This is a genomic window from Achromobacter pulmonis (assembly GCF_021733725.1).
Taxonomy (GTDB): Bacteria; Pseudomonadota; Gammaproteobacteria; order Burkholderiales; family Burkholderiaceae_B; genus Achromobacter; species Achromobacter pulmonis.
Window position 1 is genome coordinate 90285 of the sequence record NZ_JAIFOT010000001.1, and the last position, 18998, is coordinate 109282.

The 18998-nt window shown below is 66.8% G+C and carries 24 protein-coding genes and 1 tRNA gene; 8 read left to right on the forward strand and 17 right to left on the reverse strand.

Going from position 1 to position 18998, the window contains the following annotated elements; translation table 11 throughout:
* Positions 1-36 precede the first annotated feature (36 nt).
* A complete protein-coding gene (locus K2W61_RS00445; protein ID WP_175132512.1) occupies positions 37-438 on the forward strand; it encodes a hypothetical protein in 402 nt (133 codons plus the stop codon).
* Positions 439-444: 6 nt separating this feature from the next.
* Here K2W61_RS00445 and K2W61_RS00450 read toward each other — a convergent pair whose 3' ends face one another.
* The 4 genes from K2W61_RS00450 to K2W61_RS00465 all read right to left on the reverse strand — a co-directional run bounded on the left by K2W61_RS00450 (position 445) and on the right by K2W61_RS00465 (position 3028).
* On the reverse strand, positions 445-1728 hold the full coding sequence (locus tag K2W61_RS00450) for a TIGR03862 family flavoprotein (protein WP_175132511.1): 1284 nt from the start codon (positions 1726-1728) through the stop codon (positions 445-447).
* Between the two features lie 256 nt (positions 1729-1984).
* Positions 1985-2329 (reverse strand): hypothetical protein, encoded by a 345-nt coding sequence (locus tag K2W61_RS00455; RefSeq protein ID WP_175132510.1) that lies wholly within the window; start codon positions 2327-2329, stop codon positions 1985-1987.
* Between the two features lie 221 nt (positions 2330-2550).
* A tRNA-Met gene (locus K2W61_RS00460) sits at positions 2551-2627 on the reverse strand.
* 20 nt (positions 2628-2647) lie between these two features.
* A complete protein-coding gene (locus K2W61_RS00465) occupies positions 2648-3028 on the reverse strand; it encodes a hypothetical protein (RefSeq protein ID WP_175140834.1) in 381 nt (126 codons plus the stop codon).
* 169 nt (positions 3029-3197) lie between these two features.
* On the opposite strand from K2W61_RS00465, the gene K2W61_RS00470 reads away from it, so the two are divergent.
* Positions 3198-4637: an aminotransferase-like domain-containing protein gene (locus tag K2W61_RS00470; protein WP_175132508.1), complete on the forward strand. Its 1440-nt coding sequence runs from the start codon at positions 3198-3200 to the stop codon at positions 4635-4637.
* Positions 4634-5200: a DedA family protein gene (locus tag K2W61_RS00475; RefSeq protein WP_175132507.1), complete on the forward strand. Its 567-nt coding sequence runs from the start codon at positions 4634-4636 to the stop codon at positions 5198-5200. Before K2W61_RS00470 ends, K2W61_RS00475 begins: the two co-directional genes overlap by 4 nt.
* 9 nt (positions 5201-5209) lie before the next feature.
* Here K2W61_RS00475 and K2W61_RS00480 read toward each other — a convergent pair whose 3' ends face one another.
* Both K2W61_RS00480 and K2W61_RS00485 read right to left on the reverse strand, forming a co-directional pair.
* Positions 5210-5464, reverse strand: a complete 255-nt coding sequence (locus K2W61_RS00480; RefSeq protein WP_236754927.1) for a hypothetical protein — start codon at positions 5462-5464, stop codon at positions 5210-5212.
* Between the two features lie 206 nt (positions 5465-5670).
* Positions 5671-5916, reverse strand: a complete 246-nt coding sequence (locus K2W61_RS00485; RefSeq protein ID WP_175132505.1) for a hypothetical protein — start codon at positions 5914-5916, stop codon at positions 5671-5673.
* Between the two features lie 137 nt (positions 5917-6053).
* Here K2W61_RS00485 and K2W61_RS00490 point away from each other — a divergent pair, with 137 nt between their 5' ends.
* The 5 genes from K2W61_RS00490 to K2W61_RS00510 all read left to right on the forward strand — a co-directional run bounded on the left by K2W61_RS00490 (position 6054) and on the right by K2W61_RS00510 (position 9709).
* A complete protein-coding gene (locus K2W61_RS00490; protein ID WP_236754928.1) occupies positions 6054-6659 on the forward strand; it encodes a hypothetical protein in 606 nt (201 codons plus the stop codon).
* Between the two features lie 45 nt (positions 6660-6704).
* Positions 6705-7163, forward strand: a complete 459-nt coding sequence (locus tag K2W61_RS00495) for an Lrp/AsnC family transcriptional regulator (RefSeq protein WP_175132503.1) — start codon at positions 6705-6707, stop codon at positions 7161-7163.
* Between the two features lie 113 nt (positions 7164-7276).
* Positions 7277-7585, forward strand: a complete 309-nt coding sequence (locus tag K2W61_RS00500; protein WP_175132502.1) for a hypothetical protein — start codon at positions 7277-7279, stop codon at positions 7583-7585.
* A 30-nt stretch (positions 7586-7615) separates the two neighbouring features.
* Positions 7616-8596, forward strand: coding sequence for a 4-hydroxythreonine-4-phosphate dehydrogenase PdxA (gene pdxA / locus K2W61_RS00505; RefSeq protein WP_175132501.1), 981 nt, complete (start codon positions 7616-7618; stop codon positions 8594-8596).
* Positions 8597-8731: 135 nt separating this feature from the next.
* Positions 8732-9709 (forward strand): bile acid:sodium symporter family protein, encoded by a 978-nt coding sequence (locus tag K2W61_RS00510; RefSeq protein WP_175132500.1) that lies wholly within the window; start codon positions 8732-8734, stop codon positions 9707-9709.
* 58 nt (positions 9710-9767) lie between these two features.
* Here K2W61_RS00510 and K2W61_RS00515 read toward each other — a convergent pair whose 3' ends face one another.
* The 11 genes from K2W61_RS00515 to K2W61_RS00565 form a co-directional block, all read right to left on the reverse strand.
* Positions 9768-11150: a replicative DNA helicase gene (locus K2W61_RS00515; protein WP_006388372.1), complete on the reverse strand. Its 1383-nt coding sequence runs from the start codon at positions 11148-11150 to the stop codon at positions 9768-9770.
* Entirely contained in the window at positions 11147-11986 is an 840-nt protein-coding gene (locus K2W61_RS00520) for an RIO1 family regulatory kinase/ATPase domain-containing protein (protein ID WP_236754929.1), read from the reverse strand. The genes K2W61_RS00515 and K2W61_RS00520 overlap by 4 nt, the downstream gene beginning before the upstream one ends.
* A 143-nt stretch (positions 11987-12129) precedes the next feature.
* Positions 12130-12585, reverse strand: a complete 456-nt coding sequence (gene rplI, locus K2W61_RS00525; RefSeq protein WP_175132498.1) for a 50S ribosomal protein L9 — start codon at positions 12583-12585, stop codon at positions 12130-12132.
* Between the two features lie 14 nt (positions 12586-12599).
* Positions 12600-12872, reverse strand: coding sequence for a 30S ribosomal protein S18 (gene rpsR, locus K2W61_RS00530; protein WP_006218308.1), 273 nt, complete (start codon positions 12870-12872; stop codon positions 12600-12602).
* A gap of 108 nt (positions 12873-12980) precedes the next feature.
* A complete protein-coding gene (gene priB / locus K2W61_RS00535; RefSeq protein ID WP_063581871.1) occupies positions 12981-13304 on the reverse strand; it encodes a primosomal replication protein N in 324 nt (107 codons plus the stop codon).
* Between the two features lie 53 nt (positions 13305-13357).
* A complete protein-coding gene (gene rpsF, locus K2W61_RS00540) occupies positions 13358-13732 on the reverse strand; it encodes a 30S ribosomal protein S6 (RefSeq protein ID WP_175132497.1) in 375 nt (124 codons plus the stop codon).
* A gap of 222 nt (positions 13733-13954) precedes the next feature.
* A complete protein-coding gene (locus tag K2W61_RS00545; RefSeq protein WP_175132496.1) occupies positions 13955-14869 on the reverse strand; it encodes a DUF817 domain-containing protein in 915 nt (304 codons plus the stop codon).
* Between the two features lie 7 nt (positions 14870-14876).
* Positions 14877-15674, reverse strand: a complete 798-nt coding sequence (folE2, locus tag K2W61_RS00550; protein ID WP_175132495.1) for a GTP cyclohydrolase FolE2 — start codon at positions 15672-15674, stop codon at positions 14877-14879.
* 190 nt (positions 15675-15864) lie between these two features.
* On the reverse strand, positions 15865-17727 hold the full coding sequence (gene dxs / locus K2W61_RS00555; RefSeq protein WP_175132494.1) for a 1-deoxy-D-xylulose-5-phosphate synthase: 1863 nt from the start codon (positions 17725-17727) through the stop codon (positions 15865-15867).
* Positions 17728-17780: 53 nt separating this feature from the next.
* Positions 17781-18692, reverse strand: a complete 912-nt coding sequence (locus K2W61_RS00560; protein ID WP_175132493.1) for a polyprenyl synthetase family protein — start codon at positions 18690-18692, stop codon at positions 17781-17783.
* 7 nt (positions 18693-18699) lie between these two features.
* Positions 18700-18966 carry an exodeoxyribonuclease VII small subunit gene (locus K2W61_RS00565; protein WP_175132492.1) on the reverse strand — a complete coding sequence of 89 codons (267 nt, stop codon included), beginning with the start codon at positions 18964-18966 and terminating at the stop codon, positions 18700-18702.
* Positions 18967-18998 lie beyond the last annotated feature (32 nt).

The window sequence follows — 18998 nt, forward strand, 5'->3', positions numbered from 1 at the left end:
CTCCAGAACAGCTCTACCAGAAAGGGAGACCGCAGAATGAATACAGACAATGTCGTAGAGTTCCTCCGCCTGCTGTCGCTGGACGTTTCGCTGGGCGCCGCCGCCCAGCACGCCGCCAGCCAGGCGGATGCGCCTCTGGCCTTGGCGCGACTGGCCACCGCGCACGGCCTGCCCTGCAGCGCCGCTGACTGGTCGGTATTCGCTTGCGATTGTCTCGATGGATCGGATGGTGCGCATGCCGCCGACCTGCCCAATGAAGCCAGGATCTGGCAGTTGGTGCAGGACCCCGGCCAGGGCACCGCCATGCCAGCCAGCGCCATCACCCGGGTGATCGGCATCGCCACGCAGCCCGATGGCCCGGCGGTGGTCGGCCATGTGGTCAACGACCTGGCGCCACGCCCGCCACAGGGTTCCTCCTCGTATCCCCGCGGCTCCTGAACCCGCTCAACGCGCCGCCAGGAACGCCGCCACGCCTGCCGCGGCGACCACGCCGCTGGCCATGCAGGCGGTCAGCAGATAGCCCCCCGTGGGCGCTTCCCAGTCCAGCATTTCGCCCGCGCAGAATACCCCGGGCGCCGCCCGCACCATCAGTCCCGGCGTCAGTGCCTCGAAGCGGACTCCGCCCGCCGTGCTGATGGCCTCATCAATGGGCCGCGGACGCTCGAGCCGCAGCGGCAAAGCCTTGATCAGCCTCCCCAGTTGCGCCGGGTCGCGGAAAGCCTCGGGCCCGGCACACTCACGCAACAAACCGGCCTTGACGCCCGTCAGCCCCAGGCGGCTCTGCAGATGGCTCGACATCGAGCGCGCACCACGCGGATGGGTCACCGCCGCCAGCACTTTTTCGCCGCTCCAGCCGGGCGCCAGGTCAAGCAAGGCGATGGCGTGCCCGGTGGCTTCGATCCGGTCGCGCAAGCCGGCCGACAAGGCATACACCAGGCTGCCCTCGATGCCACTTTCCGTGACCACGAATTCCCCCTGGCGGGCATGCCCGGGGCCGGCCGCGCCGACACAGCGCAGGGTGACCGATTTGACCGGCTGGCCAGCGTGGCGCTGGCGGAAATGTTCCGACCAGCCCACCTCGAAACCGCAATTGGCGGCGCGCAACGGCGCCGTGGCGATGCCGTGCGCGGCCAATCCCGGCAGCCAGGCGCCATCCGATCCGAGCCTGGCCCAACTGCCCCCGCCCAGCGCCAGCACCACGGCGTCGGCATCCCGTGCCAGACCCCCGTCCGGCGCCTGGAAGCGCAACCCGGCCGCGCTGGGCGCCACCGCCGCCGGCCAACCGAGCCAGCGATGACGCATGTGGAATCGCACGCCAGCGGCGCGCAGCCGGGCCAGCCAGGCTCGCAGCAGCGGCGCCGCTTTCATCTCGGCGGGGAAGACGCGGCCCGACGACCCCACGAAGGTTTCGATGCCAAGTTGCTGCGCCCATAGGCGCAGGCCATTGGCGTCGAGTTCGCGCAACCAGGGGGCAATCTGCGCGGCGCGTTCACCATAACGCGCCAGGAACGGCGCGGCAGGTTCGCTATGCGTCAGATTCAGGCCGCCGCGGCCGGCCATCAGGAATTTCCGGCCGACCGACGGCATGGCGTCGTAGACATCGACCTGCGCGCCCCGCGCAGCCAGACCCTCGGCCGCCATCAGGCCGGCCGGCCCACCACCGATGACGGCCACGCGCTTGCCGGACAGGTTGATGGCGACATCGAGGGGATGCGGATGCGTAGACATGGAAACACGATTCGGAAAAGCCGGGGCGAGACACGCCGGCGGGGCTGCGATTGTCGCACGCGTCCCCGCCCCCCCCCTGCGGCAACCGGACAGGCCAGTGCCACGCGGGGAGCATTTTTTCATCGCCACCGCCAAGCCATTGATATGGCGGCGATATTGGCAGATGCGCAGCGCCTATCCCAAGGCTTGTCCACAGTCGCTGTGGGTAACTACGATGCCCCCTCGCTTCCCGTCCTCAGCGCGCCGGGCGTAAACGCTAGGCGTTGCCGGCGGCCCGCATCGGCCCCGGCCAGGGCTCGGCATCGAGCTGCAGGCGCAATTCCTGGTATTCGCCATCGACGCCCACCGAACGCAGCAACCCGGACCCCAAGGCCTGACCCAGCGCGCGGCGGCAAAGGGTTTCAGGATCGTCGGACAAGGACTGGAACACCCCATCGGGAATGCGCAGCCGCAGCAGCGCCTGGGGATCGCCGCGCTCGGCGGGACGGCCGATGTGGACATGCGCGGGATAGCCGTGCGGGCACCACAGGCCCACATGGTACTTGCCGTCGACGCCGGTATCGGCGACATAGCCGGGATGATCGTATTTTGCCGTGCCCATGGACCCTCCTCACAGGTCGCGCAATCGCGCGCTTGCGCCATGGTAGCGCAGCGCCCGGCCCCTGTGCGGCCACCTACACCCGGGAAACTCCGGGCTGGAACGATGGCTTGATGCAGGGCAAGCAGCGGACGAAAAAAAACCGCGACGGATGTCGCGGTTTTCTGCTGGGCGGGCGGCGGGCCTTGATGCGGGCCACGCCGGGCGCCGGTACTGCTTGAAACTGGTTGCGGGGGCAGGATTTGAACCTACGACCTTCGGGTTATGAGCCCGACGAGCTGCCAGACTGCTCCACCCCGCGTCTGATGTGTGAATCATACATCATTTTGAAATCTTGTGCAGCGCACCGACGCCACCAGGGCCATTATTTTTGTCTGCCAGGCCCGGCAGGCGGGCGGCGAAGGCCAAAATCCGGGCTATCGCGCCGGGCGGTTGCAGGCAGATCACTTCGGCCCGGACCAGGGCGGTCAGGATCACCGACGCCCGCTCGGCCAGATAGTGGCTCTCGCCCGCATGCAGGCGCGCGGGAGGCGCCAGATACCTGCCGTGCGGCAGTTCCGACCGATACGGCGGCTCGGCCACCACCAGGCTGCCGCTGACGCAAACCACGGTCGCCCCGGCTCGCAGGCGGAGCGGGCGGCTGGCGCCGCAGAGAAGTTCGAAACGTTGCGCGTGCGGCTGAGGGGCAGGAAAAAGGGCCATGGGTATCTCCAATCTGACCCCGACAGTCTGCGCCAGCCCTGCTTTGCGCAACAGCCACACAATTCCCCTTTCTGTACCGATGCAGCCTATCGATTTCAGCACTGTTATGGTGTATTTTGCGGAAATCTGTGCCTACCCTCAAACCCACCCTAGGGAGCATGATCGGCGCATGGACCCGCAACCGCTATATCTACGCTTGGCGAACCATTACCGGCGCGCCATCCAGACCGGGGTCCTGGCCCCGGCGCAGCGCATGCCGTCGGTGCGCGCCCTGGTGCGCACTCACCAAGTCAGCCTCTCCACCGCGCTGCAGGCTTGCCGGCTGCTCGAGGACGACGGGCTGATCGAGGCCCGCCCGCGTTCCGGCTATTTCGTCCTCAAGCCGCGCCGCAACAGCATCCCGCCCGTCGATGAGCCGGATATCCGCCAGGCCCTGGGCAGCGCCCAGTATGTCGGCATCCATGACCGCGTCTCGGATTTCATCGCCAAATGCGAAGCCCACCCGGTCAGCGCCAATTTTGCGCTGGCCGCGGCGGTGCCCGAGGCCTACCCGATGGAAGAACTGAAGCAAGCGATGATCCGCACGCTGCGACATTCGCCCCACGTGCTGGTCAGCCCGGTGCCGCCGCAAGGTCATCCGCACCTGCGCGCGGTGCTGGCGCGGCGCGCCCTGGCCAACGGCATCAATGCCACGCCCGATGACGTGATCGTCACGCACGGCTGCATCGAGGCCCTAAACCTGGCGTTGCGCGCGGTGGCGCGTCCGGGCGACACCATCGCCGTCGAATCGCCCACCTACTTCGGCCTGCTGCAGATCCTGGAAAGCCTGGGCATGCGCGCCCTGGAGATCCCCACCAGCCCACAGCACGGCCTGTCCATCGAGGCGCTGGACCTGGCCTTCCAGACCCATGGCAACATCCGCGCGGTGGTGGTGGTGCCGAATTTCCAGAATCCGCTGGGTTGCGTCATGCCCGATGCCGAAAAGGCCCGCCTGGTGGCCCTGTGCGAGCGCCAGCAGGTGCCGCTGATCGAGGACGACACCTATGGCGCCTTGAACGACGACGACACGCCGCTGGCGGCGGCCAAGTCCTGGGACCCGACCGGCAACGTCATTTATTGCTCATCGCTGCACAAGACACTGGCGCCGGGCATGCGCCTGGGCTGGCTGCTGGGAGGCCGCTGGAAAGCCCGCATCGCCATGCTGAAATTCGCGCAGAGCCGGCCCAATGAACCGCTGGCACAGATGGCGGTGGCCGACTACCTCGGTTCGCGCGCGTATGACCGCCACCTGACGCGATTGCGCCGGCAATTGAAGACACAGCGCGACCAGACCGCCGAGGCCATCGCTGCGCATTTCCCGGCGGGCACGCGCCTGAGCGTGCCCCGCGGCGGCATGCTGCTGTGGGTGGAAATGCCGGACGGCCGCTCGGGACTGGAAGTGTTCGAGGCGGCCCTGCGTCAGGGGATACGGGTGGCGCCAGGCGCCATGTTCTCCAACAGTACGCGCTACAACCATTTCCTGCGCATCAGCTGCGGCCAGCGCCATTCCCCCGAGCTGGCGCGGGCCTTGGCCACGCTGGCGCGCATCGTGAGCGAACGCCAGTCATGAACCCGCACTTGCACCAGTTCATCATCGACTACGGCCTGTGGGCCGTGCTGGGCGGAACGCTGCTCGAGGGTGAAAGCGTGGTGGTGCTGGCGGGCTTCCTGTCGCACCAGCGGCTGCTGCACCTGCCCTACGTCATGCTGTGCGCATTCGCCGGCTCATTCCTGGCCGACCAGGGCCTGTTTCTCCTGGGCCGGCGATACCGCGAGCACCGCTACGTGCGGCGGATCCGCGCCCAACCCGCGTTCGGCAAGGCGCTGGCGGCCATCGACCGCTATCCGCACGGGTTCATCCTGGCGCTGCGCTTCCTGTACGGCCTGCGCACGGTGGGGCCCGTCGCGCTGGGCGTGTCGCAGGTCTCACCCATGCGCTTCCTGGTGCTCAACGCCATCGCCGCCGCCATCTGGGCGGTGTGCTTCAGCCTGTTGGGCTATGTGTTCGGGCAGACCATCGAGTCCCTGCTCGGCCGCATGCACGGCGTTGAAACCAAGCTGGCGGTGGCGGTCGCCATCGGGGCCGCGGTATGGCTGGCTTACCACCTGTATGCGCGCCGGCGGCAGCGTTGAAGGCGCGGCTCAGAACACCAGCTCGCCGTTGGCCCGCAGTACGTGGCGGCGGCGCGCCTTGCGATACAACCGGCCGATGAAGGGCAGCAGCGCCAAGCGCCGCAGGACCGGATGGCGCTGGTCGAAGTCATGCCAGGCCTTGAAGCCATGGCCCAGGCGCTCCCAGCTCTGGCGCGCCTCGGGGGAGAGCTTGCCGGGGTCGAACGCCGCCAGCTTTGCCGCTTCCGAGACCCGGGCCGCGAGGCCACGGCCCCGGTCTTGCAATGGATACTGATTCCGCATGGGCCGGCATATTACCCGGCTTGCGAGACCTCTGCCGGCCCCTGTTGCGGCGCATCCACGCACGTTGTGGGCGCCGATTTTGACCGTGCTTTACAAGCCTTTGTAAACAAAGGAAAAAGGCTTCCTATGCCCGCTCTATCCCAAGGCTTGTCCACAGAAGTTGTGGGTAACTCCGGCGGTTGTGGGTCCTATTTAAATGCCGCGACGATCTGATCGCGCACACTCTCGAAACCCGCCACGTATTGCGGATTCTCGGAACGGGCCAGCAGGCTGGAATAGTTCTGTTCGAGCTGCGCTTCGATCGCTTCGCGCAGGCCGGGCGAGGCCTTGGCCAGGTGCAGCATGGTCAGCAGCGCCGTATTGAGCGCGTCGATACGGCCGCCCTGATGCGAGATGGTATGCACGATGACGGCGATTTGTTCCTGGGTTTCCACGGGTAAGTCTCCTGGCAATGAAGTCGGCGCGAATCCTAGCATGGGCGCGCCGCCGTGCTGGGCAAGCCGGGCGGCCCGCGCTAGCATGAAGCGTAGCGCGGCACGCCCTCGGCGTGTGGCGCAACCGGAGCACACCCATGAAGACGATCGACAATTATGTGCCTCCCGACGCGGCCTCGCTGCGGCGCCTGCAGGAACGGCTGGGCTACAACGACGCGCAAATGGCCGAACTGGCCGGGCTGGACGAAGCGGTGCCATGGGCCAGCTACGTCGGCGGGCCGCAGCCGCGGGCCCTGGGCCGGCAACGGCTGCTGGCGATGGCCGCCCGCCTGACCCTGGACGAACCCGCCTGGCGGCAGGTGCTGGCGGCGATGCGCGATGCCGGCGCGCAGTTCGACTACGGCACGCCCGACATGCCTGCCCCATCCCCGGCGCCGGTTCCGGCGCCCGAGGAAGAAACCAAGTTCGGCATGCGCTTGATCAGCGACCGCGGCGCGTTCCACGAAATGGAGCAATTGCGCGAGTTCGCCCACCATGTCCATGCGTTCGGCGCCAGCGACCTGGTGCAGGCGGCGCGCTATGACAGCGGCGCCGACCTGTGCCGCCTCACGTTGTCGCCGCCGCGGCCGGAAGATGCCGCGCGCCGCGACCGGGTGTTCGACGCGGCCTCCAGGACCCTCACACGCTTTGCCTTCGACGGCCGGATCTACCGCGGCGGCCTGCCGCCCGAATCCGACGGCTGACGCGCGCATTGACGCGCGCCGCGCCGCGCCTGTATGGTCGGGCGCATGAACCAACGCCTAGACGCCATCGACCGGCAACTGCTCAGCCTGCTGCAGGCCAACGCCCGCGAACCCGCCGCCATCCTGGCGCGCAAGCTCGGCCTGGCGCGCACCACGGTGGTGGCGCGTATCGCCCGTCTCGAACGCGAACACATCGTGGCGGGCTACGGCGTGCGCCTGGGACGCCTGCTCGAAGAGGCCGCGGTGCGCGCCTATTGCTTCATCAGCGTGCTGCCCAAGACCCCCGCGGCCGTGATACGCGAACTGGAGAAAATGCCCGAGGTCGAGGAGGTGTCGTCGGTCAGCGGCCCTTATGACTACCTGATCTTCCTGCGCTGCGAGACCCATGAACAGTTGGACGAACTGCTCGACCGCATCGGCCTGATCGACGGCGTGAAGCAGACGCAGACCTCCATCGTGCTCAGCCGCAAGGTCGACCGCCGCAGCGCGGTCGGCGCCCCCTGAAGCGCCCGCCGCGTGGCCCGGCGCCTCGCGCCCACATTCGCGGCGTCGTGACGGCCGCCCGATCCGGGCGGCATAATGTTGTAATGTGATTTGTCGCCTTTCACGGATCCAACATGTTCGCACGCCTTGCCCTCGCCTCCGCCTTGCTCGCCCTGCTGGCCGCCTGTTCCAGCATGAGCGAAGTGACGTCCACCGGCAAGAACACCTACAGCGTCACCTTTAGTTCCGGCACGCAGCTGCTGACCTGGGTCGAAATCAAGAACCAGGCGCTGCAGCGCGCCGACCAGTACTGCCAATCCATCGGGCGCAAGCTGCAAAAGCCGGCCATTACGTCCAACCATGCCACCGGCCTGGGCTCCAAGCGCGCCACCGTCACGTTCGAATGCGGCGAGATCGAGCCGCCGAAGAACGCGCAGCCGTAAACGCACCAGGCCGTCGACCGGGAACACATCTTGAACACTCCCCCGCCCGTGGGCATCACCATGGGGGATGCCGCTGGCATCGGCCCCGAAATCGTCGTCAAGGCCTGCGCCCAGGGCCTGAATGCCCCTTGCGTGGTGTACGGCGATGCCGGCGCCCTGCGCCGCGCGGCCGCCGCGCTGGGCGCGCGCCTGGCGATCCGCGAGATCGCCCATGTCGGCCAGGCCGACGGCAACGCCGGCCACATCGAGGTGGTCAACTGCGGCCCCGCCCTGCCGGCCGACCTGCCTCATGGCGAGGTCAACGCCGCCGCCGGACGCGCCGCCTATGACTATGTCTGCGCCGCCATCGACGATGCCCGGGCCGGTCGCATCCGCGCCATCGTCACGGCGCCGCTGAACAAGCAATCCATGCACGCCGGCGGCATCGACTATCCCGGCCATACCGAGATCCTGGCCGAGCGCTCCGGCACCCGCGACTTCGCCATGATGCTCGCCAACGACGAACTGCGCGTGCTGCTGGTGACCATCCACGTCGCACTGGCGGACGTCATGGCGCGCATCACCCCCGAAGCCGAGTTGACCGCCATGCGGCTGGCTGACCGCGCCTGCCGCCAGATGGGCATCGCCCGGCCGCGCGTGGCGGTGGCGGGCCTGAATCCGCACGCGGGCGAAGGCGGCAAGTTCGGCCGCGAAGACCTCGACATCATCGCGCCGGCCATCGACCGCGCGCGCGCCGAAGGCATCGACGCCAGCGGCCCCTGGCCCGGCGACACCGTCTTCATGCGCGCCCGCCGCGGCGAGTTCGACATCGTGGTGGCCCAGTACCACGACCAGGGCCTGATCCCCGTGAAGTACCTGGGGGTGGACCATGGCGTCAACGTCACCGTCGGCCTGCCGTTCGTGCGCACCAGCGTCGATCACGGCACCGCCTTCGATATCGCCGGCAAGGGCGTGGCCGATCAGGCCTCGCTGATCGCCGCGTTCGACCTGGCCCTGGCCATGGCGCCCTGAGCCGGCAAAGGCCCGGCAGGCGGACACCCGCCCCGGCCTGCCCGCGGCCTTGCCCGCCCCCGCGTCTACAATACGGCCCGATTCCGGCGCGCACGGCGCGCCGCCGCTTTCCGTCATCCCCCCTCTACCCCCTCCATGTCACGCCTTGTCCGTCTCCTGCCCGACCGCTTCACCCTCTACCTGATCTGCACCGTCATCATCGCCAGCATCGTGCCCGCCCATGGGCAAGGCGTGGTGGTGTTCGGCTGGATCACCAACATCGCGGTCGGCCTGCTGTTCTTCCTGCACGGCGCGCGCCTGTCGCGTGAAGCCATCATCGCCGGCCTCACGCACTGGAAGCTGCATCTCACCATCTTCTCGGCCACCTTCCTGATGTTCCCGCTGCTGGGCCTGGCGCTCAAGCCGGTGTTGGAACCACTGGTCACGCCCGAGCTGTACCTCGGCATCCTGTTCCTGTGCTGCCTGCCGGCCACGGTGCAGTCGGCCATCGCCTTTACCTCCATGGCGCGCGGCAACGTCCCGGCGGCGGTGTGCAGCGCCTCGGCCTCGAGCCTGCTGGGAATCTTCCTGACGCCGTTGCTGGTCGGCACCGTGGTCGCCAACGCCGGCAGCGCGCCGATCTCGTTCGACGCGGTTGGCAAGATCATGCTGCAACTGCTGTTGCCGTTCGTGCTGGGGCAAGTTGCGCGCCGCTGGATCGGCGCCTGGGTGCACAAGCGCAAGGCAATGCTGAAATTTGTCGACCAGGGCTCGATCCTGCTGGTGGTCTACACCGCGTTCTCGGAAGCCATCAACGAAGGCCTGTGGAGCGCCACGCCGGTCCCGGCGCTGCTGGGCCTGGTCGTGTGCTGCGCCGTCATCCTGGCGCTGGCGCTGGGCCTGTCGGCGCTGGCCGGCAAGGTGTTCGGCTTCAACCTGCCGGACCGCATCACGTTGCTGTTCTGCGGCTCCAAAAAGAGCCTGGCCAGCGGCATTCCCATGGCCCAGGTACTGTTCGCCGGCCATGCCGTCGGCGCGATCGTGCTGCCGCTGATGCTGTTCCACCAGATCCAGCTGATGGTCTGCGGCGTGCTGGCCGCGCGCTACGGCAAGCGACCCGAAACGGAAGCGTGAATCCGCCACACAAGCAAAAAAACGCGCCCGAGGGCGCGTTTTTTGTGGGCGGCACACCTCAGTACATGTCGCGCGGCTGCGCGCCAGAGAAGTTCAGGAAGCGCGTGCTCGAACCCTGGAAGGTCAGGCGCACCGTGCCGATCGGGCCGTTACGCTGCTTGCCGATGATGATCTCGGCGGTGCCCTTGTCCGGCGAATCGGGGTTGTAGACCTCGTCGCGGTAGATGAACAGGATCACGTCGGCGTCCTGTTCGATGGCGCCCGATTCGCGCAGGTCGCTCATCACGGGGCGCTTGTTGGGACGCTGCTCCAGGCTGCGGTTCAGCTGCGACAGCGCGATCAGCGGACAGTTCAGCTCCTTGGCCAGGCCCTTGAGCGAACGGCTGATTTCCGACACTTCGGTGGCGCGGTTCTCGCCCGAGCCGTTGCCCGACATCAGCTGCAGGTAGTCGATGATGATCAGGCCGAGCTGGCCGCACTGACGCGCCAGGCGGCGCGCGCGGGCGCGCACTTCCATCGGGCTGAGGGCAGGCGATTCGTCGATGTAGACCTGCGCGTCCTGCATCAGCTGCACCGCGTGGGTCACGCGCGGCCAGTCCTCGGCGATCAGCTTGCCGGTGCGCATGCGGTGCTGGTCCAGCAGGCCGACCGAACCCAGCATACGCATGGCCAATTGCACCGCGCCCATTTCCATCGAGAACACTGCCACCGGCAGGCCTTCCTCGATAGCCACGTGTTCGCCGATGTTCATCGAGAACGAGGTCTTGCCCATGGACGGGCGGCCGGCCACGATGATCAGGTCGCCGCCCTGCATGCCCGAAGTCATCTTGTCGAGATCGGTAAAGCCAGTGGGCACGCCGGTCACGTCGGAGGTGCTTTCGCGGTGGTAGAGCTCGTCGATGCGTTCCACCACCTGTGTCAGCAGCGGCTGGATCTCCTGGAAGCCGGCGGCGCCGCGCGCGCCTTCCTGGGCGATCTGGAACACCTTGGACTCGGCCTCGTCCAGCAACTGGCGCGCTTCCTTGCCCTGCGGATTCATGGCGGCCGAGGAGATCTCGTCGGCGATAGACACCAGCTTGCGCAGCATGGCGCGCTCGCGCACGATCTCGCCGTAGCGGCGGATGTTGGCGGCCGACGGCGTGTTATGAGCCAGCGCGTTCAGGTAGGCCAAGCCGCCGGCGTCCTCGGCCTTGCCGGCGCTGACCAGCGATTCGTGGACGGTGATGACGTCGGCCGGACGGGCCAGGCCGATCAGCCGGGCAATGTGGTGCCAGATCAGCCGGTGGTCGTGGCGATAGAAGTCTTCTTCGACCAGCACGTCGGCAATGCGGTCCCAGGCGGCGTTGTCGAGCAGCAGGCCCCCCAGCACCGATTGTTCCGCCTCAATGGAATGGGGAGGAACGCGCAGGTATTCGAGCTGGGAATCGGCAGGAGTATTCATGGCTTCAATAGTAACGGCTGCAGGATATCCGCAACGCGGAAGAAACCCTGCACATCGCGTGACGGCAGACGGCCCAAAAGCGGCCGCAGCGGCGTGGCGATGAAAGACATCAGCCGGGCCAGGCGGCGCAAGCGCGCCTTGACCTCGGGGTCGGGATTGCACTCGAAATAGACCTCGAGCGCCAGTTTACCCAAGGCACGGCCGACCTCATCGGGCAACTTGCGCAAGGACGCCAGCGAGGCCAGCATCTGGAACAGGTCGTAGGCCTGGGCCAGCGGGCGCGACAGGGTCGAGCCGATGTTTTCCTCGAAGTCGATGCGCCACAACTCGCCATTTTGCAAGGTGATGTTGCGAATCTGGGCGCCGCCGTGCCACAGCCCGCGGCCGTGGAAGTCGGCCAGATCGGTCGCGGCCGCGCGCGTCAGCCACAGGCGCGAGGTGTTGTCTTCGTTGCGGATCAAATCGGCCAGATCCTCGCCGACGAACTCCAGCACCAGCAATCCGTCTTCCTGCCACCAGACCTCGGGCACGCGGCAACCCGCCTGCAGCAGTTGCCGCAGGCGCCGGGCCTCGTGTTCGAGCCCATTGCGCAGCAGGATGCCAGGCCGCGGAAATTCCCCCAGGAACAGCTTGCAGCCCAGCCCCAGGAACAACGCGCGCGCATAACGCAGCACGTAGCTCACGCCACTGGCCAGGCCCGGGCGCCGGCGCTTGATAATGCAGCGCACGCCATCGATGGTCGCATCGCGCACCGACGGCTCGCGGTCGGCGTCCAGGCTGTCGAGCCAGGCGCGCAATCCGGCGGGGGCGTTGTGGTGGACGGGCGGCTGGGTCAAGAGGTCCTCGGAGGAAACAACGTGTGATACAGGCGTGCAGCCCGCAAGACTACACGCAAATGGCGGCGGGTAACGCGAAGAAAAACCGGCGTAAAGAAAAAAGCCGGCACGCGGGCCGGCTTTTTTCTACCGCGGGGTCAGGCTTACGACAGTTCGCCTTCGACCAGCACGGTGACGTCGACGAGGACGTCGGCGTGCAGGGCAACCTGCACCGGGTACTCGCCGACGGCCTTCAGTTGGCCATTGGCCATGCGCACCTGGGCCTTTTCGATGCCTTCGAAACCGGCCTTTTTCAGACCTTCGGCGATGTCGGCGTTGGTCACCGAGCCGAACAGGCGGCCGTCGACGCCAGCCTTCTGGACGATCTTCAGCTGGTAGCCGTTGACGCGCTCACCCAGGGCCTGGGCGGCGGCCAGCTTCTCGGCCTGGATCTTTTCCAGTTCGGCGCGGCGCGCTTCGAATTCCTTCAGGGCGGCGTCGGTTGCGCGACGGGCCTTCTTCTGGGGAATCAGGAAGTTGCGGGCGTAGCCATCACGCACGCGGACGACTTCGCCGAGGTTACCCAGGTTGACGACTTTTTCGAGCAGAATAACTTGCATTTCAGTGCCCCGGATTAGTTGTGGTTGTCGGTGTAAGGCAACAGGGCCAGGAAGCGCGCGCGCTTGATGGCGGTGTCCAGCTGGCGCTGGTAGATTGCCTTGGTGCCGGTCAGACGAGCCGGGATGATCTTGCCGTTTTCTTGCACGAAGTCGCGCAGGGTGTCGAGATCCTTGTAGTCGATCTCTTCGACGCCGGCGGCGGTGAAGCGGCAGAACTTACGACGCTTGAAGAGCGGGTTCTGCTGCGTGAATTTGCGTTTTTCCTTGCGTTTTCCGAAGAAAGCCATGATATGTGCCTCTATGTTTGAGGGGACCGGGTCAGCCTTGATCGGGCCCGACTCCCCATAACCTATCCGTATTCCGACGGCGCTTACGCGCCCCTTGCCCTTTTCCCGTCAAGCCACCAGCGGATCGCGCCCTGCGCTGCCGCTGATCCGACGCGCCTGCTGCAGATGCAGCTTGAACTTCACCGAGTCCTTGCGCACCGGGGCCAGAAACCCCTGCACGTGCAATTCGGACCCCAGCGCCGTTCCTTGCAACAGCAACGCCAGATCGCCCAGTGCCACGGCCGAGATCGTCAGTTCGACACGGCGCGGGTGGCCGGCTTCGATGACCTCAGATTCGTGCGCCAGCACCATTTCCAGGGCTGGCAAACCGGCAGGCGTGTGGCGCAAAGGCTCGCATTCGAGAACGCGGGCGCTGAGTTCCAGCTTGTTCATCCTGCCAGGCACCGAGGGGACTTCATGGGATGGGCTACTCGCGTGAGCCCTGCTTACTCGGCCGGGGCCGCGACAGCTTCGGCCGAAGCCTTGCGGGCTTCTTCGCGCTCGACCGACTTCATCATGATCGAGGGAGCGGTCTGGGCCTTCTTGGTCTTGATGACCAGGTGGCGCAGCACGGCGTCGTTGTAGCGGAACGAGTGTTCCAGTTCATCCAGCGTGGCTTGGCCGCACTCGATGTTCAGGCAGACGTAGTGAGCCTTGACGAGCTTCTGGATCGGGTAGGCCAGTTGACGGCGGCCCCAGTCTTCCAGGCGGTGCACCGAGCCGCCTTGGCCCGTGACCAGCGCTTGGTAACGCTCGACCATGGCGGGCACTTGCTCGCTTTGGTCGGGGTGAACGATAAACACCACTTCGTAGTGACGCATGAGTAAAACTCCTTGAGGATGTCTTGCCGGCAGTCCGCCTGACACCGTCATCAACCCGTTTTCACGGCTGTTCCGGCTTTCCAGTGCTTTCTCTATCACTGGTCTTTTTCTTCGAGGCGTATGGCTAGCAAGGGGCAGCCCGCTGCCCAAAAAACATGGGCGGTCGAGCAAGAAAGCCCTCGATTATCGCCGATAGGATCGCTGGACGCAAGCCAGCGGCGCTCAGGAAACCGGGGACGCGTTGTTCGCCCCCACCGGGCGCGGCGCATCCGCAACATCGATCGGCTGCGGCCGGCTGACCACGCTGACCATTACGTAGCTGATGATCATCAACAGGAACCACGACCCCAGCTTGGCGATCGACACCAGTTCCCAGCCGTGCGCCTGATTGGGATAGCGCCAGGCGTTGGCGAAGGTGCCGATGTTCTCGGCGAACCAGATGAACAGCGCCACCAGCACGAATCCCAGCAGCAGCGGCATGCGGCGGTAGTCGCGCCAGATGCGGAAGTAGACCCAGGTACGGGCGAACAGCAGCGCCGTCAGGCCGAACAGCACCAGGCGGAAGTCGGCGATGAAATGGTGCGTGAAGAAATTCACGTAGATCAGCACCGACAAGGCCACGGTCGCGGCCAGCGGCGGGTGGGCGCGGAAGCGGAAATCGAACAGGCGCCAGACCCGCGCCAGGTAACTGCCGACCGCCGCGTACATGAAGCCGGTGAAAAGCGGCACGCCGCCGATGCGCAACACGCTGGCCTCGGGGTAGATCCAGGAGCCGGCCGCCGTCTTGAACAGCTCCATGCCGGTGCCGACCACATGGAACATCAGGATGACCTTGGCCTCGTTCCAGGTTTCCATGCGCAACGCCAGCAGCGCGGCCTGGATGGCGAGCGCCGCCAACGTCAGGAAGTCGTAACGCGCCAGCCAGGCATCTTGCGGATACCACCAATGCGTGGCCAGCAACAGCGCGCACATCAGGCCGCCGAACAGGCAGGCCCAGGCCTGCTTCACGCCAAAGCGGAAGAACTCGTAGAGCGCCACGCCCAAACGACCACGGCCGGCCAGATGATCGGCCAGCCGCGCTTCCCAGCCTTGCAGGCGCGCGATGAGCGGCCAGTCATTGGCCGCCGGATGCCGCACGGAGGACTCAGCCTTCCACCACGGCGTAGGCCGAGTGGTTGTGGATCGATTCGAAGTTCTCGGCCTCGACGCGATAGCGGGCGATGCCGGGATGCGCGTTCAGGCGGGCGGCCACGTCGCGCACCAGATCCTCGACGAACTTGGGATTGTCGTAAGCGCGTTCGGTGACGAATTTCTCGTCGGGGCGCTTGAGCAGGCCCCAGAGCTCACACGAGCCTTCGTCTTCGATCAGGCGGATGACGCCATCCATGCCGATGTCGGATTCCAGGATCGCCGACACCGTCACGTGCGAACGCTGGTTGTGCGCGCCGTATTCGGAGATGGCCTTGGAACATGGGCACAGGCTGGTCACCGGCACCTGCACCACCAGTTCGAACTCGACCCGATCGCCCTGGGCGCGGGCGATCCACTGCACTTCGTAGTCCAGCAGGCTCTGCACGCCGGAGATCGGCGCCGACTTGTTGATGAAGTACGGGAAGGCCGCGGTGATGTCGCCGCGCTCGGCGTGCAGCAGCGGCAGCATGTCGGCCGCCATGGCGCGGAACAGCGTCGGCGTCATGGGGGTGCTGCGGTATTTTTCCAACAGCGCCACGAAGCGGGACATGTGCGTCCCCTTTTCTTCGGGGGGCAGCGCCACCGTCAGGGTCCAGTTGGCCACGGTGCCCTGGGGCGTACCGTCGGCGTTCTCGATGAGCATGGGGTGGCGCACGCCACGGATGCCCACGCGCTGGATCGGGATGTGCCGCGTGTCCGTCGAGCTCTGGACGTCAGGCATCACGATGGCGGGGTCGATCGGAGAATTCATTTCGGCTTACCAGTCTGGGCGACGAGCGTGGCGTGAACACGCAGACCCAGGAATCTTTAGGAGGGGGCCATTATCGCCCAAACTCCCGCCAGCGCCAGGGAAAACCCTTTCATTCGTAGGCTGGCGGGGCCGGAACACACTGTTTCGCCCCAGGGACCAAACCCAAGGTCCGGTCCGTGGATGCAAGCAATCAGGCCAGCAGCGAGGTGTAGCGGGTGCGGATCGATTGCTCGATGCCAGCGGCATCCAGGCCGATCCCGGCCAGCAGCGCCAACTGGTCGCCGTGGTCGATGAACTCGTCGGGAAAGCCCAACTGCAGCACCGGGATGGAGACGCCTTCGGCGGCCAGCACTTCCAGCACGGCGCTGCCGGCGCCGCCCATGATGGCGGCGTCCTCGATCGTCACCAGCGCATCGTGGCGGCTGGCCAGATCCAGGATCAGGGCGCGGTCGATCGGCTTGACGAAGCGCATGTCGGCCACCGTGGCGTCCAGTTTTTCCGCCGCCGCCAGCGCCGGCTGCAACAGCGTGCCGAAAGCCAGGATGGCGATCCTGCGGCCTTCGCGCCGCACCACGCCGCGGCCCAGCTCGACCGTATCCAGGCCGGCCGTTTCCGCCGCGCCGCAGCCCGCGCCGCGCGGATAGCGCACCGAGGCCGGGCCGGGATACTGATAACAGGTGGACAACAGCAGGCGGGCTTCGTTTTCGTCCGACGGCGTCGCCACCACCATGTTGGGCACGCAGCGCAGGAAAGCCGTGTCGTAGTTGCCGGCATGGGTGGCGCCGTCGGCGCCGACGATGCCGGCGCGGTCGAGCGCGAAGGTGACGTCCAGGTTCTGCAATGCCACATCGTGGATCAGTTGATCGTAGCCGCGCTGCAGGAAGGTCGAGTAAATCGCCAGCACCGGCTTCTGCGCTTCGCAGGCGATGCCGCCGGCGAAGGTCACGGCGTGCTGTTCGGCGATGCCGACGTCGAAGTAGCGCTGCGGGAAACGCTTCTCGAATTCGACCAGGCCGCTGCCCTCGCGCATGGCGGGGGTGACGGCGACCAGGCGCGAATCCTGCTCGCCCATGTCGCACAGCCAGTCGCTGAACACCTGCGTGAAGGTGCGCTTGCCCGGCGCCTTCGATTGCTGGATGCCGACGGCGGGGTCGAACTTGCCGGGGCCGTGATACAGCACCGGATCGGCCTCGGCCAGCTTGTAGCCCTGCCCTTTCTTGGTGACCACGTGCAGGAACTGCAGGCCTTGCAGCGCCTTCAGGTTCTGCAGCGTCGGCACCAACGCGTCGAGGTCGTGGCCGTCGATCGGGCCGACGTAGTTGAAGCCGAATTCCTCGAACAGGGTGGCCGGCGTGACCATGCCCTTGGCGTGTTCCTCGAAGCGGCGCGCCAGTTCCAGCACCGGCGGCACGTGCTGCAGCACGGCGCGGCCGACGTTCTTGGCGGCGGCATAGAAACGGCCGGACATCAGGCGCGCCAGGTAGCGGTTCAGCGCCCCCACCGGCGGCGAGATCGACATGTCGTTGTCGTTCAGGATCACCAGCAGGTTGATGTTGGCGGTGACGCCGGCGTTGTTCATGGCTTCGAACGCCATGCCGGCCGACATCGCGCCGTCGCCGATGACAGCGATGTGCTGGCGCTGCACGCCGGCGTTGCGCGAAGCCACCGCCATGCCCAGCGCGGCCGAAATCGAGGTGGACGAGTGCGCGGTGCCGAAGGCGTCGTATTCGGATTCGCTGCGCTTGGGAAAGCCCGAGATGCCCCCCTGCTGGCGCAGCTTGGCCATGCCGGCGCGGCGTCCGGTCAAGATCTTGTGGGGATAGGACTGGTGACCCACGTCCCAGACGATGCGGTCGTGTGGCGTATCGAAGACCTGGTGCAGGGCCAGCGTCAGTTCCACCGTGCCCAGGTTGGACGACAGGTGGCCGCCGGTCTTGGAGACCGACTCCAGAACGAAGCCGCGCAATTCATCGGCCAGCCGCTTGAGCTCGCGACGATCCAGGCGCTTGAGGTCTGCCGGGGATTGGATGCGGTCCAGTAATTCTGTCGTCATGCTTGTATGGGGTTCGTATGCCCGGCCTGCGGCCAGCCCGGACGGGTCACGGTTCAGCGGTCTCGAAGGACGATGAAATCAGCCAGTTCGGCCAGGCGCTTGCCGGCATCGCCCAACGGCTCGAGCGCGGCCAGCGCGGCCTCGCGCAGTTCACCGGCGAAAGCGCGGGCCTCGTCCAGGCCCAGCAGCGAAACATAGGTCGGCTTGTTCTCGGCCGCGTCCTTGCCCGGCGTCTTGCCCAGGCTGGCGGAATCGGCGGTCACGTCGAGGATGTCGTCCACCACCTGGAACGCCAGGCCCATGGCCTGGGCGTACACATCCAGCGCCTGGCGCGAGGCCGAGCTGGCGCCGGCGACGATACCGCCCAGCGCCACACTGCAGGCCAGCATGGCGCCGGTCTTCATGCTGTGCATCTGTTGCAGTTCGTCGCGCGACAGCCGGTGGCCGACGCTGAGCAGGTCGATGGCCTGGCCGCCGGCCATGCCCTGGCTGCCCGCGGCGCGCGCCAGCGCCTGCGTGGCCTGCACGATCAAGGCGGGGGCGATGGGCATGGAGGCCAGCAGTTCGAAGGCCAGCGGCTGCAGCGCGTCGCCGGCCAGCATGGCGGTGGCTTCGTCGAATTGCACGTGGGTGGTGGGCCGGCCGCGGCGCAGGACGTCATCGTCCATGCAGGGCAGGTCGTCATGCACCAGCGAGTAGGCGTGGATCAGCTCCACCGCGGCGGCGGCGCGGTCCAGCGAGGCCTCGACGGCCAGCACGCTGCCGCTGACCGGGCAGGCTTGGCCGGCGGCATAGACCAGCGCGGCCCGCACCCGCTTGCCGCCGCCGAGCACGGCGTAGCGCATGGCTTCATGCAGGCGGGCGGGCACGGCGTCGGCGGCGGGCAGGAGGTCGTCGAGCACGTCTTCGACATGCCGCACACGGCCATGCAACCACTCCGGGAAAGCGAGTTGAATTTGCTTCATCCGATTCTTATTCGTCATCCAGCGCCGCAGGATCCAGCGGGCGCAGCAAGTCCCCTTCGAGGACCTTGACCTGCTGTTCGGCCTGGGCCAGCCGCTCCTGGCAGACACGCGTCAAGGCCACGCCGCGCCGGTAGGCGGCCAGCGATTGCTCGAGCGGCAGCGAACCGTCTTCCATGGCCGCGACCAGCGATTCCAGCTCGGCCAGGGCCGTTTCGAAATCCTGGGGCAAGGGCTGGTCGCCGGTCTGCGGATCGGCTTGCGAAGGTTTGGCCAAACGGGTCTCCGAGGGCGCTAGGGTTGGATCAA

What these genes read in the sequence shown, in the direction of transcription:
- K2W61_RS00445 (WP_175132512.1), top strand. Translation starts at nt 37, where the DNA reads ATGAATACAGACAATGTCGTAGAGTTCCTCCGCCTGCTGTCGCTGGAC.
- K2W61_RS00450 (WP_175132511.1), bottom strand. Translation starts at nt 1,728, where the DNA reads ATGTCTACGCATCCGCATCCCCTCGATGTCGCCATCAACCTGTCCGGC.
- K2W61_RS00455 (WP_175132510.1), bottom strand. Translation starts at nt 2,329, where the DNA reads ATGGGCACGGCAAAATACGATCATCCCGGCTATGTCGCCGATACCGGC.
- K2W61_RS00465 (WP_175140834.1), bottom strand. Translation starts at nt 3,028, where the DNA reads ATGGCCCTTTTTCCTGCCCCTCAGCCGCACGCGCAACGTTTCGAACTT.
- K2W61_RS00470 (WP_175132508.1), top strand. Translation starts at nt 3,198, where the DNA reads ATGGACCCGCAACCGCTATATCTACGCTTGGCGAACCATTACCGGCGC.
- K2W61_RS00475 (WP_175132507.1), top strand. Translation starts at nt 4,634, where the DNA reads ATGAACCCGCACTTGCACCAGTTCATCATCGACTACGGCCTGTGGGCC.
- K2W61_RS00490 (WP_236754928.1), top strand. Translation starts at nt 6,054, where the DNA reads ATGAAGACGATCGACAATTATGTGCCTCCCGACGCGGCCTCGCTGCGG.
- K2W61_RS00495 (WP_175132503.1), top strand. Translation starts at nt 6,705, where the DNA reads ATGAACCAACGCCTAGACGCCATCGACCGGCAACTGCTCAGCCTGCTG.
- K2W61_RS00500 (WP_175132502.1), top strand. Translation starts at nt 7,277, where the DNA reads ATGTTCGCACGCCTTGCCCTCGCCTCCGCCTTGCTCGCCCTGCTGGCC.
- K2W61_RS00510 (WP_175132500.1), top strand. Translation starts at nt 8,732, where the DNA reads ATGTCACGCCTTGTCCGTCTCCTGCCCGACCGCTTCACCCTCTACCTG.
- K2W61_RS00515 (WP_006388372.1), bottom strand. Translation starts at nt 11,150, where the DNA reads ATGAATACTCCTGCCGATTCCCAGCTCGAATACCTGCGCGTTCCTCCC.
- rplI (WP_175132498.1), bottom strand. Translation starts at nt 12,585, where the DNA reads ATGCAAGTTATTCTGCTCGAAAAAGTCGTCAACCTGGGTAACCTCGGC.
- rpsR (WP_006218308.1), bottom strand. Translation starts at nt 12,872, where the DNA reads ATGGCTTTCTTCGGAAAACGCAAGGAAAAACGCAAATTCACGCAGCAG.
- priB (WP_063581871.1), bottom strand. Translation starts at nt 13,304, where the DNA reads ATGAACAAGCTGGAACTCAGCGCCCGCGTTCTCGAATGCGAGCCTTTG.
- rpsF (WP_175132497.1), bottom strand. Translation starts at nt 13,732, where the DNA reads ATGCGTCACTACGAAGTGGTGTTTATCGTTCACCCCGACCAAAGCGAG.
- folE2 (WP_175132495.1), bottom strand. Translation starts at nt 15,674, where the DNA reads ATGAATTCTCCGATCGACCCCGCCATCGTGATGCCTGACGTCCAGAGC.
- dxs (WP_175132494.1), bottom strand. Translation starts at nt 17,727, where the DNA reads ATGACGACAGAATTACTGGACCGCATCCAATCCCCGGCAGACCTCAAG.
- K2W61_RS00560 (WP_175132493.1), bottom strand. Translation starts at nt 18,692, where the DNA reads ATGAAGCAAATTCAACTCGCTTTCCCGGAGTGGTTGCATGGCCGTGTG.